Source organism: Bacteroidota bacterium, from assembly GCA_016715425.1.
GTDB lineage: Bacteria > Bacteroidota > Bacteroidia > Chitinophagales > BACL12 > JADKAC01.
Genome location: JADKAC010000005.1, coordinates 25,324 through 44,981 on the forward strand (window position 1 = coordinate 25,324; position 19,658 = coordinate 44,981).

The 19,658-nt window shown below is 34.7% G+C and carries 16 protein-coding genes and 1 pseudogene; 10 read left to right on the forward strand and 7 right to left on the reverse strand.

Annotation, left to right across the window (positions count from 1 at the left end):
* Positions 1–244: 244 nt before the first annotated feature.
* Entirely contained in the window at positions 245–1,294 is a 1,050-nt protein-coding gene (locus IPN31_06050) for an IS110 family transposase (GenBank protein ID MBK8681456.1), read from the reverse strand.
* 317 nt (positions 1,295–1,611) lie between these two features.
* On the opposite strand from IPN31_06050, the gene IPN31_06055 reads away from it, so the two are divergent.
* Positions 1,612–1,902 (forward strand): hypothetical protein, encoded by a 291-nt coding sequence (locus IPN31_06055; GenBank protein MBK8681457.1) that lies wholly within the window; start codon positions 1,612–1,614, stop codon positions 1,900–1,902.
* 226 nt (positions 1,903–2,128) lie between these two features.
* Complete coding sequence (locus IPN31_06060; GenBank protein ID MBK8681458.1) at positions 2,129–3,448, forward strand: T9SS type A sorting domain-containing protein; 1,320 nt, start codon at positions 2,129–2,131, stop codon at positions 3,446–3,448.
* A gap of 273 nt (positions 3,449–3,721) precedes the next feature.
* On the opposite strand, the gene IPN31_06065 is transcribed toward IPN31_06060, so the two are convergent.
* A complete protein-coding gene (locus tag IPN31_06065) occupies positions 3,722–4,441 on the reverse strand; it encodes an SDR family oxidoreductase (protein ID MBK8681459.1) in 720 nt (239 codons plus the stop codon).
* A gap of 42 nt (positions 4,442–4,483) precedes the next feature.
* On the opposite strand from IPN31_06065, the gene priA reads away from it, so the two are divergent.
* From priA to IPN31_06090, 5 genes are all read left to right on the forward strand, one after another.
* Entirely contained in the window at positions 4,484–6,925 is a 2,442-nt protein-coding gene (gene priA / locus IPN31_06070) for a primosomal protein N' (protein MBK8681460.1), read from the forward strand.
* 281 nt (positions 6,926–7,206) lie between these two features.
* Positions 7,207–7,641, forward strand: coding sequence for an Rrf2 family transcriptional regulator (locus IPN31_06075; GenBank protein MBK8681461.1), 435 nt, complete (start codon positions 7,207–7,209; stop codon positions 7,639–7,641).
* 76 nt (positions 7,642–7,717) lie between these two features.
* Positions 7,718–8,749 carry an SLC13 family permease gene (locus IPN31_06080; protein ID MBK8681462.1) on the forward strand — a complete coding sequence of 344 codons (1,032 nt, stop codon included), beginning with the start codon at positions 7,718–7,720 and terminating at the stop codon, positions 8,747–8,749.
* Between the two features lie 23 nt (positions 8,750–8,772).
* Positions 8,773–9,471 (forward strand): anion permease, encoded by a 699-nt coding sequence (locus IPN31_06085; GenBank protein MBK8681463.1) that lies wholly within the window; start codon positions 8,773–8,775, stop codon positions 9,469–9,471.
* Between the two features lie 27 nt (positions 9,472–9,498).
* Positions 9,499–10,563 (forward strand): hypothetical protein, encoded by a 1,065-nt coding sequence (locus IPN31_06090; protein MBK8681464.1) that lies wholly within the window; start codon positions 9,499–9,501, stop codon positions 10,561–10,563.
* Positions 10,564–11,012: 449 nt separating this feature from the next.
* Here the strand turns inward: IPN31_06090 and IPN31_06095 are convergent.
* The 3 genes and pseudogenes from IPN31_06095 to IPN31_06105 form a co-directional block, all read right to left on the reverse strand.
* Positions 11,013–12,408 (reverse strand): annotated as a pseudogene (locus IPN31_06095) (sugar transferase).
* Positions 12,409–12,414: 6 nt separating this feature from the next.
* Positions 12,415–13,242: a hypothetical protein gene (locus IPN31_06100; protein ID MBK8681465.1), complete on the reverse strand. Its 828-nt coding sequence runs from the start codon at positions 13,240–13,242 to the stop codon at positions 12,415–12,417.
* A gap of 38 nt (positions 13,243–13,280) precedes the next feature.
* Complete coding sequence (locus IPN31_06105; protein ID MBK8681466.1) at positions 13,281–14,261, reverse strand: Gfo/Idh/MocA family oxidoreductase; 981 nt, start codon at positions 14,259–14,261, stop codon at positions 13,281–13,283.
* Between the two features lie 121 nt (positions 14,262–14,382).
* Here IPN31_06105 and lnt point away from each other — a divergent pair, with 121 nt between their 5' ends.
* Positions 14,383–16,068 carry an apolipoprotein N-acyltransferase gene (lnt, locus tag IPN31_06110; protein MBK8681467.1) on the forward strand — a complete coding sequence of 562 codons (1,686 nt, stop codon included), beginning with the start codon at positions 14,383–14,385 and terminating at the stop codon, positions 16,066–16,068.
* Between the two features lies 1 nt (position 16,069).
* Positions 16,070–16,861, forward strand: a complete 792-nt coding sequence (locus IPN31_06115) for an inositol monophosphatase (GenBank protein ID MBK8681468.1) — start codon at positions 16,070–16,072, stop codon at positions 16,859–16,861.
* On the opposite strand, the gene IPN31_06120 is transcribed toward IPN31_06115, so the two are convergent.
* Together IPN31_06120 and IPN31_06125 are read right to left on the reverse strand one after the other, a co-directional pair.
* Complete coding sequence (locus tag IPN31_06120) at positions 16,854–17,864, reverse strand: inorganic phosphate transporter (protein MBK8681469.1); 1,011 nt, start codon at positions 17,862–17,864, stop codon at positions 16,854–16,856. The two genes, IPN31_06115 and IPN31_06120, sit on opposite strands and share 8 nt — an antisense overlap.
* A 4-nt stretch (positions 17,865–17,868) precedes the next feature.
* Positions 17,869–18,516 carry a DUF47 domain-containing protein gene (locus tag IPN31_06125; GenBank protein ID MBK8681470.1) on the reverse strand — a complete coding sequence of 216 codons (648 nt, stop codon included), beginning with the start codon at positions 18,514–18,516 and terminating at the stop codon, positions 17,869–17,871.
* 181 nt (positions 18,517–18,697) lie between these two features.
* Between IPN31_06125 and IPN31_06130 the strand changes: the two genes are divergently transcribed.
* On the forward strand, positions 18,698–19,642 hold the full coding sequence (locus tag IPN31_06130) for a PstS family phosphate ABC transporter substrate-binding protein (protein ID MBK8681471.1): 945 nt from the start codon (positions 18,698–18,700) through the stop codon (positions 19,640–19,642).
* Positions 19,643–19,658 lie beyond the last annotated feature (16 nt).

Consider the following 19,658-nt stretch of genomic DNA (forward strand, 5'->3'; position numbering starts at 1 on the left):
GTAAGATTCAGTTCATTTTTTGCGTACTGCTGATGTTACAGAATGTATTTATGCTTTTATTACAAAGTGGTGAAAGTGGGTAAATAAATTATGCAATTTCTCCTATCTGTTAGGGCTCATACCAATTGATAAATAAGAAAAAAAATTAGGAGCTATTTCTCGCTATCCGTTCCACCCCGATAGATTCTGTGTTAATTTCCAAATAAATATTAATTTTATTTTTGAATTTTAAAACGGCTTAAAGCTAGTTTGTAAGAGGAGCAACTTCCATTAGTTGCCCTCTTTTAGTTTCTATATATTCCTTACAATAGCTGGTTTTGTTCTTGTATAGTGTATAAATTAATTCCAACATCTTTCGTTGAATTGCGATAAGTGCTTTCATTTTTATTCCGTGCTTAGACACTATTCTTTTATAAACCTCCTTATAATTTTCATCATGTTTTACAGTAGACAATGAGGGTAGATGCATTGCTTTGCGTAAATGCCTGTTGCCTTTTTTTGATATACGTGGTTTGCTTTTTATAGAAGTTCCAGACTGCTTCTCTTTAATATCAAACCCTGCATAACTACTCAATTGTTTTTTGTTTCGGATTAATTCAAAACCGTTAGTTTCGGCTAGCACTATTACTGCCGTTAACTTTCCTACACCTGGTATAGTGGTGATATTTTTAATTTGTGCTTGTATATCTTTTTCCTCTTCCAGACTCACATCAATGTCGTTTTTAATTTCTTGTTCTTGTTGGTTCAAAAATTTAATGCGTTGTTTTAATCGCTTTATACTTCTTAAATTGGGTAGGGCTTCTACTTGTTCAGCATGTAGTTGATTTTTAACCATGCTACGTTCTGCCACTATCTGATCACGTTCCCGGGTCAGCTGAAGTAAACACTTGTAGATTGCTTTAGGCCGTTGCCAAGTATCTAACTGTCTTTCTAAACCAAAGAGTGTAATGGCATGAGAACAGGTTTTGTCTGTTATGGTTTTAGTTTCAAGGGTGCGCATGTAATTACTTATTTTATTAGGCAATACAATACTTACACTATACCCTTTTTCATCTAAAAAATAGGCAAGCTTTTCATGATATACACCCGTGGCTTCCATAACAAAATGTACATCCACATTTTCAAGGCTATTTTTTTTTACCCACTTTAATAATGCCATAATTCCACTTGCTTTGTTGCTAAAAACCTTGTGAGCATACACTTCTTTTGAAAGGTCATTAAAAATACGGCCTAAGGATACCACCAGTTCCTTTTGGGCTACATCTACGCCTAGTACTTGTTTTACGATTTCCATTTTTAAATAATTTGGTTGAATTAATTAAGTGAAAATCTCTCATCGTTTTGTCTCCTAGTTGGATATTCTGGATATAATGAAGTTGCATTATTCCTTACATTCTGTTCAAACTCAAAGAGAAAAAAAGAATGAGGTGGTATCTATCGGACAGTATACTTCACGAGCTACTTAGCCATCGATGTACTCTCATTCTTCTTCACTTATTTTCTACTAAAATAATTAATGGCAAACATAGGAGCTATCGGGGCCCCGTGAAAAACGGGGTGCGGGCTTTCCACTGCTATCGGGGCTAAAAATGCAAAAACAATTTTGACTAAATGTCTCAGCAGATTCCCCGCATTTGGCATTTGTGCGGCTGCCTGCGGGAATCTGCGTATAGTTGTTATTTACGCAGGTTCTCAAAGGCTAACGCACAAGGCTATGGTTTGAGGAACCTGCTGACACGGTGGGGATTATGGAGAGAAGAAACAATTATTGATGATCCAATATTTTCAAGTTATTATTATACCCTAACAATGACCGACGAGAGTTCAAGTTATAAATTTGTAAGGCTTTTTTTTAGAGGCAATTTAAAAAATATAAATGTAGATATCTATGAAGTGGAATAGATTGTTACTAATACAACTTTTGTTACTGCCATATTTATGTTTTACACAGGTAGATATACGCTGGTCTAAGATATTAGAAAATGATTTAGATATATTTAGTTTAACTGAGACAGAGGATGGCATACAGGTAATGGGGATAAATTATTTTCAAAGCGCCCTTGTTTTTTGGCAGGTCGATCCGTCTGGGGAATTCAGCCAGGAGAATCTTGTAGCTCATTCGGATACAGTGAAGTACCTCAATATTGATCAGATTGTTTATTGGGAAGATTATAAAGTTGTTTCTGGTAGCATAACTTATTATGGTGCTGGGCGCATTGCAATTTCGGTTATTTCAAGTGATTATGAAATTATTTGGGAAAAGATATTGCCTGATTCTTTAGGGGGAATTACTTCTCAATCATTATCTATTTCCGAGGATACGTTATTTGCACTTACTGCAACTTCAGGCGCACCATTTATAGACCCTATTTTTAGTATCCATAGCTGGAATATTGATGGTGTGGCACTCCCCATAATACAAATACCTCGTTCTTCTGGTGGACAAAATTTTTCATTGACTGAATCAAACGGATTACATTTTATACACGATAAGACAGAAGCATTATATGTTTATGTCGTAAATAGAAATGGGGTAGTAATACAGGAGTCAATTTCTGAATGGCCTGTGGAAGTTGCTACCACATTCTACGGTGGTATGGCAACCACTGAGCCTATACAATTTAATGGATCTATCTATGATGCAACTCCAAAATCAAGTGATGATGGACTTTATTCGTTTGTTTATAATCAAGTGTACACTTTGGGATTTGATCCTGTAATTCAACCCATATCAGGACCAAGTAATGCCTATGGAGTGAATTTAAGTTTAATTAAAAGTACTATTGCAAACAGATTTTTATCATCAGAATACCTTAGTAAAATTGATGGAAGTAAGCTGTTTATTTTGACCGAACTAGATAGTAACCTTCTCATATTAAATACTCGATCATTTACTCTGACGGACATTCCAAATTTACCTAGTTTAGGATCTCACGGAGTGAGTCAAGATTGGAAACATCATTACCACTTTTACCCATATGACGGATCAAGCACAAGCCAAGCATATTTCGTAACTGTAGATGAATTGAATAATTACAACATTGATACATTGAAGGATGGGTTTACAACACATCCCGAATCCGGGACAATGTTGGTTACATCTGATGCTATATATTTGCATGTAAAAAAAACTGATGCTTTGGGAGTAAGCATTCAACAACTGTTGTGTTTAGGAGCACCTGGTTTAAGCATAGAAACAAGCCTTAATTCAACTAGTTGTTTTGTCTATCCCAACCCATTCAGAACAGAGCTTACAATTTCTAATCTTAAACCCGGTCGTTATCATTGTCGTTTGCTATATCTGTCCGGACAAGATGTTTGGTCTTCATCTCAAACGTTATCAGGCGATCAGTTAAAATTACAATTCCCTGCCTTGCCAAATGGATACTATATTTTGGAGTTAAGTGAAAAAGATGTGGTGTACAGAAAATCAATAATTAGATTTTAGATTGCGATATGCTATTTTCTATTCTCCTCGGTTTACCGCCAATCCGATTAATAAATAAAAATTTATTATCTATTTATTACTAAAACAAGTAATGATATGTTAAACACTTAATTATGAAAATTTAATACGTTATATATTTAAATAATGCGGGAATCTTTTACGGTTTGGCGAGGACGCCAACCGTGGAGAAACGATTCAACAATTACACTTTTCAGTTCTACATTTTCCGATTCGACGATTCAACAATTCGACATTTCCCCGATTCCCCAATTCTCAAATATCCCCCAATTGCGGACGAATTAAAATTTCTTCTATCACCGTACTTGCAGAAGTATCATACGCATTGAAAATAATTTTCGCAATATCTTCCGCAGGAATAAATCTTTCAATCGGAAAATCGGTGGCGCCTTCCCAGGATGCGGTATATGTGGCGCCTACAATTAATGCGGTTACTTTAATTTGTTTTTCTTTTAATTCATGGCGCAGGTTTTTTGAAAAACCCAATAAGCCTGCTTTTGAAATTGCATAAGAACCACCTCCTTCATAAGCACCAATACTCGCAACAGAACACAGATTAAATATATGTCCGGATTTCTGTGGCAACATTCTTTTTAATATTTGCCGGCTGATATTATATGCACTTAATAAATTGGTGTCAATTGTTTTTTCTAATACACCTTCTTCTTCATCATAAATATTCCCCGGAATAAAAGTGCCCGCATTATTTACAAGAATATCTATACGCTTACAATGTTCTAAAACATAATTGCAGAAATCCATTGCTTCACTTTTATTCGAAACATCGCAGGTTTTGGAAATAACTGTTACAGCCGGATTTATTTTCTGTAATGCGTCCGCTACTTCTGCAACATCGTTAGCATTGCGTGCACAAAAAGCAATATTGAATCCTTTAGTTGCAAATAATTCGGCTGTAGCTTTACCAATACCTTTGGTGGCACCGGTAATCACAATCGTTGGGAACTCATTTTTCATCGGGTAAATTAAATACATTTATTTTGAATCGTAATGTCTGATTTGTTATTTGCTGATATCATCCTGCCTTTTGCATTGGAAAAGAATTATACATATTCAATTCCGCAAACGATGTACAATGCGGTGAAGCCGGGTACTCGGGTGGAGGTGCAGTTTCGCAATAAATTGTATACGGGTGTGGTGGGCAAGGTGCATAATCAACAGCCGAAGGGATATGCTGTGAAAGAAATTTTATCCTTGCCCGATCATTTGCAAATAGTAAATAAAACACAATTGGATTTTTGGCAATGGATGGCCAATTATTATATGTGTGCAATGGGTGATGTGATGAATGCTGCTTTACCTGCGCCGTATAAATTAAGCAGTGAAACAATTTTGGTTTTGGATAATGAAAAGGAGATTGATTCGGCGCAATTGAATGATAAAGAATATTTAATTGCAGAAGCACTTACTATTAAAAATGAATTGTCGCTGAAAGATATTCAGCAGATATTACAACAGAAAAGTGTGCAACCTGTAATGAAAGGTTTAATTGAAAAAGGTATTGCTTTTATTAAAGAAGAATTAAAAGAAACCTATAAAGAAAAAACACAAAAAGTAATTCGATTAAATCCAATTTATGTGGATGATGAAGAAGCGGCTAAAGAGTTATTTCAGAAACTGGAAAAAGCACCAAAGCAACTTGCATTATTAATGACTTATTTTCAATTAACACATGATGCAAACAGTATTACAAAAACAAGATTGCTGAAAAAATCGGAAGTGTCTTCTTCAGTTTTGCAAACAATGGTGAAGAATAAAGTTTTTATTGAAACAGAAGAATCTGTTAGCCGATTGGTTGATAAAAAAGTAAAAACAGAATCGTTTGAATTAACAGCAGTGCAGCAAAAAACATTATCAGAAATAAAAGAAAATTTTGAAACCAAGAATGTTGTTTTGCTACATGGAGTTACCGGCAGTGGTAAAACAGAAATTTATATTGAGCTGATTAAAGAATATATTGCTAAAGGCGAGCAAGTGTTGTATTTACTTCCTGAAATTGCATTGACTGCACAAATTATTAATCGGTTAAAAAAACATTTTGGAAATGATGTCGGCGTATATCATTCTAAGTTTAATCAAAACGAACGCATTGAAATTTGGCAACGGGTATTACATGGTGAATTTAAAATTATTGTAGGCGCACGTTCTGCATTATTTCTTCCTTTTATAAAAATAGGTTTAGTGATTGTGGATGAAGAACATGATCAGAGTTATAAGCAAATGGATCCTGCACCTCGATATCACGGAAGAGACAGTGCAATTTATCTCGCCAATTTATTTGGTGCAAAAACATTATTAGGAACTGCAACACCTGCTGTTGAAAGTATCTATAATGCGCAACAAGGAAAATATGGTTTGGTGCAATTATCAGAACGCTTTGCTGGAATGCAATTACCGGAAATCATGATTGTAGATATAAAAGAACAAACAAAACTTGCAAAGATGCAATCGCATTTTTCGCAAATATTATTAGATGCAATTCAAAATACTTTACAAAATAAAGAGCAGGTAATTATATTTAGAAATCGCAGAGGATATTCTCCTTTTATTATGTGTCAGCAATGTGGTTGGTCGCCCTCGTGTATTAATTGCGATGTGCATTTGGTATATCATAAATACGAAGATGAATTGCGATGTCATTATTGCGGACATCGGGAAAATACTTATACTGCATGTCCGGCTTGTGGCAGTACACGATTATTAATTCAGGGTTTCGGCACAGAGAAAATTGAAGATGAATTGCAAGGCATATTTCCCAATAACACAATTGCACGATTGGATTTAGATACTGCAAAAGGAAAGCATAGTCATGAACGAATTATTCATGATTTTGAAGAAGGCGGAATTGATATTTTAGTAGGAACACAAATGGTTACCAAAGGATTGGATTTTGATCATGTAAATCTTGTTGGTATTTTAAATGCAGATCAGCTTTTAAATTTCACCAACTTCCGAGCAGCAGAACGTGGTTTTCAAATGTTGATGCAAGTGAGTGGTAGAGCAGGAAGAAAAAATAAAAAAGGAAAAGTAATTATACAGGCAATAGCAACTAATCAACCGGTATTAAATCGTGTAATTCAAAATGATGTTGCGGGATTTTATGAAAAGGAATTAGATGAACGTCGTCAATTTAATTATCCGCCATTCACAAGATTAATTCGCATTACAATGCGACATAAAGAAAAGGAACTTACTTATGCTGCTATGGAATTTCTTGCAAATAATCTGCGTCAGAAATTAGGAAAACGAGTGCTTGGTCCTGCAATTCCTCCCGTAGGCAGAATCCGAAACAGATATTTAATTGAATTACTTATTAAAGTAGAAAATACACCGAAAGCATTAAGTGCAACAAAGCAAATAGTAAAGTCTGCTTATGATATTATTTATTTGCATCGCACATTTAAAAGAGTGGATATAATTACTGATGTAGATCCGCTGTAAAGTGAAGTTTACTAAAGCGAATAAATCAATTTGATATTTATTTATTTTAATCATAATTAGAACTATGCATTTGAATGCACAACTGCATTAACGTCCTCCCTGTTTGAGGGAGGATAAGAGGTGGGTCAAATACAAGATATAATAGGTCAAATTCAGAAAAAGAATTGATTCAATATAAAGACAAAAGCAATTAATCTACTTATAACCCTCTTCTCTTTTGCAAGAAGAATAATTGATGATTTAATATTATACTCTTCAGCTTATTTTATAATCTTTGCTGCATGTTATCAAAAAAAGCCAAGTATGGTTTAATGGCAGTATTCCGTTTAGCAAAAGAATATGGTAAGCAACCCATGTTAATTGTGGAACTTGCTGAACAAGAAAACATACCCAGAAAATTTCTTGAAATCATTTTATTGGAATTAAAAAATGAAGGAATTCTAATCAGTAAAATGGGAAAGGGTGGGGGATACACACTTGCAAAAGCGCCTGCAAAAATTAAGATTGGTCAAGTAGTGCGAGCATTGGACGGGCCGCTTGCACCGATACCTTGTGTAAGTAAAACTGCCTATCAACCTTGCGAAGAATGTGTGAGCGAAAGAACTTGTAACATACGGCTTATTATGAAACAAGTGAGGGAAGCTACTACAACAATATTGGATAGCACATCTCTTGCAGATGCATCCAAAGCAAAATTTTCTCTGTCTCGTTTATGATTATTTTTTCCTTAATAATCTATCAATGAAGTAGATTATTAGAACAGAACATTTATTTTTGACAAAATTTATTTGAATGGAAATAGCGATTGTCTTACTTCTTCTTGTTGTCGCTGTAGCTGCCTTTGCATCAGAAAAATTTCCCGTTGATATAGTAAGTGGAAGTCTTTTAATCATGCTGGTAGTTTTCGGCATTATCACACCCAAAGAAGCATTCACACCATTTGGCAGCGATTTTATTATTATGCTCGCAGCAATTTTTGTAGTAACTACTGCTATTGACAGCAGTGGTGTTTTGGAATCATGGTCTATGCTGTTGATGAAAAATAATAAAGGCATGAAGAAGTGGTTTTTATTTCCTCTTGTAACTATCACCAGTATTTTTTCTGCATTCATGAATAATACTTCTGTTACAGCAATGATGATAAATCCGGCGATGTCAATTGCACGAAGAACAGGTACCAGTTATTCAAAAGTATTAATGCCGCTTGCCTACGCATCCATCGTAGGAGGTACTTGCACATTGATAGGCACATCAACAAACGTTGCTGTAAATGCATATCTCTCAACAAATGGATATGAGACATTGGGTATGTTTGATTTCACTTCCATTGGAATTGTAATGGTAGTTATCACTATTATTTATTTAAGTTTTTTTGCAAAATATTTATTACCTGATCGCAAAACAGAAGTGCTTACAGAAGACTATGGATTGCGTGAATATTTATGTGAAATTGTTATCAGAGATAATGCAATTATAAAAAATCAAACTGTTGCAGAATCTATGCTGACATCAATGGGATTTCAAGTGTTGTCCATTACAAGAAACAAAAGACAATTTGTTCCCGGACCGAATATTCGAATTGAAGCAGATGATGTGTTATTATTAAAAGGTAAGGTGGAACAACTACTTCATATTCGCACCATGTCTGGAGTGGATGTAAAGGCAGATATTCCGGATTTTAATACGTTAGATAAATCTGTACAATTACAGGAAGTGGTAATTCCCGGTCGCTCTGGTTTGGATGGACAAACATTAAGTGAGGCGGACTTGCGCAGAAATTATGGAATGACAGTAATTGCTATTCATCGTCAGGGAAAAATATAATTGATACACCGGAGAATATTATTTTGGAAGTTGGTGATATGCTGCTTGTGCAGATTGATGAAAAAAGATTGCGCAATCCTGAAACACATACTGATCTGATTATTCTTGCTAATCATGAATCAAAAAGTAATAATACGAATAGAGGTTATGCAATGCTCGGTATTTTCGTTGTTGCAGTAATTTGTAGTGCTGCAAATATTTTACCTGTGAGTATTGCATTTTTAGCTGCCGCCGTTATGAGTGTTTTAATTAAAGCAATGCATCCGGATGATATTTATAAAAGTATTGAATGGAAATTATTAGTGTTGATTGGTAGTATGTCTGCATTTGGTACAGCAATGACAAATAGTGGTGCTGATAAATTTCTTGCAGATTTTATTGTGAATATTTTTCAACCATTTGGCGGCGCAGGGATTGTTGCGGGCTTCATGTTGATGACTGTTATACTTACGCAGCCCATGAGCAATGCGGCGGCTGCATTAGTAGTGTTGCCTGTTGCATTGAGTGCTGCAGCAATTCTGCAATTAAATCCTATGACTTTTGCAGTGGCGGTAATGTTATCTGCTTCTGTTTCATTAATCACACCTTTCGAGCCTTCCTGTATTTTGGTGTATGGACCGGGTAAATATAAATTTACTGACTATATAAAAACCGGAGGAATACTTACTGTGATTTTAATGATTTGTATTTATTTCGGAACATTAATGTTATGGCCATTATAATAAAAAAGTAATATAGAAATTACTGTATTGAAAACAATAACTGCAATAGTATTTTTAATAACATGTTTCATTACCCGAAGCAATGCACAATCAGATACTGCCTTATTAAATGTAAAATATGTTTCAGGAGAAACGCCGCCGGATAATTATTTGCAGGTAGGGAAATACATGCAATTCAAAGGATTAATTCAAGGTGGTTTTTTATGGAGTGATGCAGAAACAATTCCAGATGCTTTTTATTTGCGCAGAATACGATTAGATCTTACCGGTGAAATATTTAACAACTTTTCTTATCGCTTGCAAATGGATTTAGTAAATACATTTCGCATTTTAAATGCGGAAGTGGAATATAAAATAGATCCATTATTGAGTTTGCATTTTGGCGCTTCTAAGATTCCTTATTGTTATGATAATTTTTATAGTCCTTATACTTTACCTACTATCAGCCGCACATTATTAGATGAAAATCTAGCCGCAAGATCATCAGATTTTTATGGTAATCAATATGGCCGTGATTTAGGTTTTTGGATTACAGGAAATTATAATCACAACAACAATCGTCCATTGATGGAATATACTTTGGGAATTTATAATGGTGCCGGATTAGCCGTTACAGATAATAATACAGAAAAAGATATTGCAGCAACATTGCGTATTTCACCGGTAAAAAATTTATGGATGAGTGGCAGATATTATACAGGAACAGGTGAAACTATTGCCAACCCAAATATTGCAACAAAAAGAAAAAGATATGGCGGTGATGTTTCTTTTAAACATAAAAAATATTTGTTGGAAGCGGAATATTTATATGGTGAAGATTCCAATGATAGTCTTGGTTTAAAAAATCGCAGCGGATGGTATGTTACCGCAGGTTATATGTTGATTGAAAATAAATTACAAGCAGTAGTAAGACTAGATACTTTTAATGATGATATAAATTTGGATATGGACGGTGTGAAAAGATACGTTATTGCAGGTAGTTGGTTCTTTACAAAAAACACACGTATTCAGTTGGAATATGATTATACCCATAATATGGAAATTCATCAAAAATTCAATTCAATAAACATTCAATTGCTTGCGGGATTTTAATGTTATTTTCATTTGCCTTGCATAATAATCAGTATAATTTGACCCATCTCTTATCTTCCCCTGCCTTCGGCAGGCAAGCTTAAAAGTTTACCTTCCGAAGGCAGGCAATGACGCTCCGATCGTTCATTTTGGAAAACTTTCAAAATATAGTATTCCATATAACATATAGCCATATAAGCAGGATGTTTCTCGGCCTTAAAGGATTTCTGTAGAATTCAAGCAAGGGGATTTGAAGCGCAAGGTTTTGCAGTAAGCAATACAGAAGTGAAGCGCAGCGAAACGGCTTGTATTGCGCTGAAAAAATTCACTTGTGTAGAATTCAAAGAAATACTGTACAGCCTTGAATTTCTTTGGTTCTTTCTTGTTTCAAGACAAGAAAGAACACATAATTTTTATTTCTCAAAAAAAACAAATTCAAAAAATATTCAATTGCTTGCAGGATTTTAATTTTATTTTCCTTTGCCTTGCATGATGATAATAAGCACAGTATAAATCATGATTTTAAAATCCAGTGCAAGGCTCATGTTTTCGATATATAACAAATCGTATTTTAATCGCTCCACCATTTGATCCACATTACTTGCATAACCAAATTTTACCATTCCCCAGGAAGTTAATCCGGGTTTTACTTTTTATTTGATCTATATAAAATTTGCGTTCAGGCCTTGGTCCTACCAAACTCATTTCTCCTTTTAAAATATTATAGAATTGCGGTAGTTCATCAAAACGCCACTTGCGCATAATGCGACCCCATGTAGTAATACGTTCATCATTTTCACTGGATAATGCAGGGCCTTTTTCTTCTGCACCTACATACATACTTCTGAATTTATAAATGAGAAATACTTTTCCGTTTTTACCAATTCTTTCCTGCGAATATATGAGTGGTCCTTTGGAAGAGAGCCGCACTTTAATAGCGATAAAAACATACAATGGCCATAGCAATAAAAAAACAATACACGACGAAACGATGTCTATTCCTCTTTTAATAAATCTCTGCCATCCGGGCATCAGATCCGGATAAATTTCTATTAATACAGCACCTAAAACATTGCTCATTTTTACAGAGCCCGCCATGATATCGTACATGTCGGGAATAATTTTTACTACCACATCATTTTGTGATGATACAATATTCATGATATGATTTAACTGATGATGATCGTAACTTTCAATAGCGATTATTACTTCATCCACATTGCGTTCATTCAGTATTTCTTCTAACTGCTGAATCTTGCCAAGCTTAGGAATAAAATTGATTAATTCTGAATCAGATTCTCCATTCATATCTACAAATCCCTGAAAAGAATAACCTAATGATTTTTTATAATGTGTAATTTCTTTATACAAATTCACTGCACGTTGATTGCCACCAATTATTATTGTATTGTATGCAATTATTCCTCTTTGCAATTGACCTTTTGCAATCGTAAGAATAATTACTCTGGAAATAGTAGTAAGTAAAAACTGTCCGCCTAACAATAAGAAAAAAGTGGGATAGTAATCTCTGTAATCAGAAATATAATCATCCAATAAAAACAAAAAGAAAATAATGAGCACACCCAAAAAGGTTACTATAAATGTTTTATAAATTTCTGCTAATCTGCTCTTGCGATAAATGTCTGTATAGAATCCTGATATAAAATATACTACTATCCAGATGAGAGGAATTCCCAGTGCTCCGTAATAAAATTTAGAATCATTTAATACATGTGCATTTATATTGAATGGATAATCTTCAATCACAAATTTGCGATACAGAAATAATCCTGACCACACCATAAATGCCATCACATAATCGAAAACGATATAAGTGATGATGCCTATTTTTTTTCTGAAACGCATGTGTTGTTAAAATGCGACCAATTTTACATTGTCAATATAAATTTCACCACGGCTTAATGTAGAAGGTTTTGAGGCTCTGATTTCTATGCTATAAGTTTCAGCTTGCAATAGGTTTACTTGACTACCCAGATTGATATATACTTTATTCCAGTTTTCTTTAGCAGATACTGTAATTACATAACTGCCGATTGGTACACCACCTGAATAATTGCCGGTAACCCAAACTTCAAATTCCATATTGTTGCGGTAGTCTAATTCCAGATATAATAATTGTCCGACGGCAGGAAACAACATTGGCGAAGTACCAATGCGCAAAGAAGTAGTTGAATTTTCTAAAACAGCAACTCCACTGCGCAAGCCTTCAAAGACTAATGCACTATCTGTAGTTATCAATAAAGAAGTATCGCTTCCAGGTAATTCAGAAAATGCATTACCTGCTTCAAAACGTTCGAGCAAAATAAATTCTAAATCTGTATAATAAGCAGTGGTGGGTTTTACAGTATCTGTTTGATATGGAATTAATTCTGTTGGATAAGAATAACCGGAATAGAAAGGATAGATAGCGCCGGTTCCTGAAACGCCATTAATTTTTATGCCGGGAAAAAATACGATTGTATGAAAGCCCGTATCCAAAATAGGAATGGCAGCAGGAATTCTAAACACGCCCAATTGCACACCATCCACATACACCCATGCATCTGTAATATTTTCCGAAGGATATCCTTGTGTTGTCAGATCTGATGTGAGTGTAAATGTATCTATGTAGATAAATGCGGGTTGCAATTCATCGCCACCAAATACTTTACAACTTTGATGTGGTAACAGGCTTAGCATTATTAAAATGCAACCGAAAATAAATTGAATTTTTGTTTTCAATGAATTGCGTTTTTATCAATTTTTTGCAAAATAAGATGTGCTACATGCAATGCATTATAACCATCACTAATTGTTACCGGCGTTTCTGTATCCTGTGCAATTGCTTGTGCAAATGTTTCCAATTCCATCTTTATAGAATTTACAGCATGCACTTCGGGTTGAAACATCTTAATGGTCTTCTTTTCAAATTTTTCTCCGGTATTCACTTCAATAGTTAACGCATCCTCATCTGCATTTACATCAGAGAATGATAATACTTCTGTCTTTTTTTCTGCAAAATCAAAAGTGATATATGCATCTCTTTGAAAAATACGCATCTTACGCATCACCTTCATTGAAATTCTGCTGGCAGTTAAATTGGCAACACATCCATTATCAAATTCAATTCGTGCATTCGCAATATCGGGTGAATTGCTAATAACAGAAACACCACTTGCATGAATGCGACGCACTGTAGATTTTACCATACTCAACACCAAATCAATATCGTGAATCATTAAATCCAATACTACAGAAACATCGGTTCCTCTCGGATTAAAATTTGCCAATCTGTGTGCTTCAATAAACATGGGATTAATCTGCATATCCTGTAAAGCAAGAAATGCAGGATTAAATCTTTCCACATGACCAACCTGTGCTTTTACGTTTGCTTCTTTCACCAATGCAATCATTTCTTTTGCTTCTTCCACAGTATTGGCAAGTGGCTTTTCAATAAAAATATGTTTAGTTTTTTTTAATGCTTTACGGGCGCATTCATAATGAGAAAGCGTTGGAGTTACAATGTCAACTGCATCCACCGCATCCATCAACTCCTGCATATCTTTATAATAAGGCACTTCAAGATTTTCAGAAACCTTTTTAGCAATCTCCAAATCGGAATCATGAAATCCTACCAATTCAAATGCAGGAATTTCTTTTAATAGCTTAATATGAATTTTGCCGAGATGTCCGGCACCCAATACACCAATTTTAATCATGTTATGGCAAATTTAACAGCAACATCCATCTTTGCAGGAATAGAAAACATAAATAATCTTAATACCGCTGTTTTTATTACAATTACAAGCGCAATCTAAAGTTTATAACTTCACCGCCTGAATGAGAAACAGAATTTTTTTAACTGCATTTTTTTTATTGCCCTTGCTCAGCGCATTGTTACTGTGGCTTGCATGGCCTCCTTTATCAGGTACATTGTTAGTGTTTATTGGTTTTGTTCCTTTGTTGTTTGCTGAAGAACTTATTGAAAATAATTATTCAAAAAATACACATTCAAAATCATGGTTAGCAATTTTTATTGGCTTGCTAGCATGGAATGGATTCACTACATGGTGGGTAGCAAACACTTACAGTGGCAATCATGAAATTGGAAGTTTAATTGCCGGCATATTTGCAAGTTTCGCAAATGCCGCTTTAATGACTTTGCCTTTTATGGGTTATCGTTATACTAAAAAAAGATTAGGTCGTCATTTAGGATTAATTGCATTCGCAGCCTATTGGATGGTGTTTGAATATGTGCATTTGCGTTGGGAATTTACATGGCCATGGTTGAATCTCGGAAATGTGTTTGCATTAAATCATACTTGGATTCAATGGTATGAATATACTGGCACTTTTGGCGGAACATTATGGGTGTTGCTCACCAATTTAATTGTGTATGCCCAACTGCGAAAAATGATTTTTAAAAAACAGGAATTCGATAAATTCAATTTCAAAAATAAATATCTGCCTTTTGTTATGGTTGTGCTGATAATTATTGTTCCGATAATTATTTCTAAAGTAATGTATGCACATCAGAAAGATATTGGCTTACCTGTAAATGTAACTGCCCTGCAACCAAATCTAAATCCTTATACCGAAAAATTTACATTGCCTTTTGATGTGCAATTGCAAAAAATGATTCGCTTATCATCCGAAGGTGTAACTGATTCTACAGATTATTTAATATGGCCGGAAACTGCAATACCACATCCCATTTATATTGATGAAATGGAACGTTCACAGCCTTTAAAATTAATACGCACATTCACTGATAGTTTTCCAAATCTCACTGCAATAATTGGAGTAAATGGTTATGAAAAATATAGAAAGGCTGAAGAGGCAACAGTTACTTCCCGTGAATTAATAAATCCAAAATTTAACGATACCATTTGGATAGATGCTTATAATACAGCAATACAACTGGATTCAAGTAATAGAGTAGAAGTGTATAATAAATCCAAACTTGTTCCGGGTGTAGAGCGCATGCCTTATCCGGGTGCATTACATTTTTTAGAATTTTTAGCAATGGATTTGGGTGGTATTTCCGGAACACTTGCTATACAAAAAGATCGAGAAGTTTTTTTTAATAAAGATTCAATTGGTGTAGCAACTGCTATTTGTTATGAAAGTGTATTTGGTGAATATGTTAGTAGATATATTAATAATGGTGCAAATATAATTTTCATCATTACCAATGATGGATGGTGGGGAAATACAGCGGGACATAAGCAACATTATTTGTATGCAAAGTTGCGAGCTATTGAAAATAGAAAGTCTATTGCCCGTTCTGCAAATACCGGAACATCTTGTTTCATAAATCAACGTGGAGATATTTCGCAGGCAACGGAATGGGAAAAGGATGCAGTGATTAATCAAACAATTTACGCCAATGATATTATAACATTTTATGATCGCAATGGTGATTACATTGGTCGCACTGCTATTTGGGTTGCAGTATTTCTTTTCTTATTAAGTTTTGTAAGCAGCCGTACAGATAAATTTAAATTCAGAGTTAATAAATTATAACATGCGTGAGAGTGAATTACAACAAATTTGTATGCAGGCTATTCCTGTTTTAAAACGCACAGGTAATTATATTGCAAAATCAAGAAAACATTTAAGGCAAAATCAAATTGCATTAAAAGGAGTGCGTGATATGGTGACGGAAATTGATAAAAATGCAGAGATACGTCTTGTAAAAAATTTGAAAAAAATATTACCCGAAGCCGGGTTTATAACAGAAGAAAAAACCACTGATCAAATAAGCAAAACATATAATTGGGTGATTGATCCATTGGATGGAACCACCAATTTTGTGTTTGGAATTCCTATCACCGCTGTAAGTGTTGCATTGATGAAAGGCAAAAAAATTCTGATTGGAATGGTGTACGAAATAAGTATGCGAGAGATGTTTTATACATGGCAAGGTGCGCCTTCTTTTTGTAATGGAGATATAATTCATGTATCCAAACAAAAAGATTTTTCAAAAGCATTAGTTGCTACCGGATTCCCTTATACAAGAATCAAACGCATTCCTGGTATAACCAAATCAATTGCTTACTTTTTGGAGCATTGTCAGGATATCCGTCGCTTTGGATCTGCCGCAACAGATTTATGTTATGTTGCCTGCGGAAGGTTTGAAATTTATTATGAAGGATATTTACAACAATGGGATATCGCAGCCGGAATATTAATCGTAAAAAATGCAGGAGGTGTTGTTAAAAATTTTGAAGGCAAAGAAGATTATTCAGAAAATAAAATAGTGGCTTGTAATCCATATCTCTTGAAGAATGCGCTGAATGGAATTTTTCTTAATTAATAAAACTACTTATTCCCCAATATAATAATCCACTTACAATGGATGTCGCCGGAATAGTAAACACCCAAGCACCTGCAATTTTATAAACCACATTCCAGTGAACTGCAGAAAAACGACGTGAAGCACCCACACCCATAATAGCACCTGCAATTGTATGTGTTGTACTTGCCGGAATTCCCAATCCTGCTGTAGCAAATAAGGTAACTGCGCCGGCAGTTTCAGCACAGAAGCCACCCATAGGATTTAATGAAGTAAGATTGCTACCCATGGTTCTTACTACTTTCCATCCACCGATTAATGTTCCAAGTGAAATGATTGTATAGCATAAATAGAAAACCCACATTGGCGGATCTTCTATATTCGCTTGACCTGTGGATGCAAGTAATAAAATAATTACACCTGCGGTTTTTTGTGCATCATTTCCACCATGGCCTAAGCTGAAAGCGGCAGAAGAAGTAAGTTGTAACACTCTGAACAACCCATCTACCCGATGTGGTTTTGCTCTGCGGAATACCCAATACGTAATTACTTGTAAGGTATAGCCAATCACCATACCTATGATAGGAGCAAGAAATATAAATAGGATAATAAAACCTAAACCTTTTTGATCATCAGCAAACCAAATCAATGCATCTCCACCGGATTTTGCAAGTGCCGGTCCGATAAGTCCACCGATTAATGCATGCGATACACTAATAGGTAATCCGAAACTAGTACAGATATATACCCATAAGATAGCGCCGGTAAGCGAACAGAAAATAAAGTAATTGTCTCCATCAATTATTGATTTATCAATTACACCTTTGCTCATTGTGCTTGCTATTTCCTGACCGAATAGCCATATAGCAGCAAAGTTGAAAAAGGCTGCCCAAATAACAGCTTTACCCGGACTTAAAACACGAGTTGCAACAATAGTAGAAATTGAATTGGCAGCATCGTTCATGCCATTTAAAAAATCGTACAATAAAGCAATACCGATTGTAATTAAAATGATTGGTGCCATTAGCTCAAGTAGTTTTTACTATAATTGATTCTATTACATTGGCGATATCTTCACACCGGTCGGCAGCACTTTCCATTTTAGCAATGATATCTTTTATCTTGATTATTTCGATAGGGTCTTTTTCATTTGCAAATAAATCCGCCAATGCCAATTCAAATATGGCATCACTTTGATTTTCTATATTATTTATATCTACAATTATTTTCCGAATGGTTTCCAGATCTCCAACATTTTGTAATTCGGTAATTGCACGCCTTACTTCTTCGGCCCCTTTGATAATCAACTCCGCCATTTTCACAATGGATGCAGGTACTTTTTTGGGATTATATAAACGAAAACGCAGTGCGGCATCTTTTACATGATCGGCTACATCATCTATTGAACTGGATAGGTTATGAATATCTTCTCTATCAAACGGGGTAATAAAAACTGTATTCAAAGCATTCATTATCTCATGTGTTATTTCATCGCCAATATGCTCAGCATTTTCAATATTGCGAATTAGCTGTTCCCGTTTATCTTCATCGGTTTCTTTTACGGCCTGATATAACAAATCTGAAATAACACAAATGTTATCAGCAGCTTTACTAAACAGCGGAAAAAATATTTTGTCCTTCGGAGAAAAATAGCGTAAGATTTTATCAATATTCATTTGGTGAGATTTTTATTATAACACTTTCAATTATGGGGTAAAAATATTGAATACAATTAGCAATTTACTTCCTATTAACCTAAATATGGTTTTTCATTTTAATATTTAAATAAATGCTAATGAAAGTTGCAGTTAACATTGGGTTAACATACCAAAGGTAATTTGGCGCTAAATTGTAAAAATGTATAAATCAATAATTGTATTTGGACTTTCTCTTTTTTTATTAGCGGCATGTACCAACAAACAGAAATCAGATTCAAATTTAAAGGGTAAGGTGAGAATTGATGGCTCCAGCACTGTGTTTCCCATTACAGAAGCTGTAGCAGAAGAATTTCGATTTGTTGAAAAAGATATTTTGGTTACAGTAGGTGAAAGTGGAACAGGAGGGGGATTTAAAAAATTCTCTCGTGGTGAAATTGATATTATAGATGCTTCCCGAACTATAAAACCAGAGGAAGTAAAAGCCTGTAATGAGGCAGGAATTGAATATCTGGAGTTGGAAATTGCCTATGATGGCTTAGCAGTAATGATTAACCCTGAAAACAACTGGGTGGATTATTTAACCACAGAAGAATTAAAAAAAATTTGGGAACCGGAAGCGCAAGGTAATATAGTGAGGTGGAGCCAAATTAGAGCCGGTTGGCCGGACGAAGAAATACATCTTTATGGGCCAGGCACTGCCTCAGGAACTTATGACTATTTTACTGAAGTAATTTGCGGTAAAGCAGGTGCAAGTCGGGGAGATTATACAGCAAGTGAAAATGATAATGTATTAGTTCAAGGATTAGCAGGAGATAAAGGTGGACTAGCATATTTTGGAATAGCATACTATGAAGCAAATAAAGATAAATTAAAATTAGTACCAATTAATAACGGAACAGGAGCTGTTCTTCCAAGTAAGGAAACAGTTTTAAATAAACAATATAGTCCACTGTCAAGGCCACTCTATATTTATGTAAATAAGGAGGCACTTTCTCAACCGCATATAATAGCATTTCTAAATTTTTATATGGATAATGCTGGGGACTTAGCCAATGAAGTGGGTTACATAACTTTAGAAAAAAAATTGTATGAAAGTATGAAAGCCAAATTGAAAGAAGTGGATAAAACGGAAAGTGCGCATTAATTAATATCCCATAATT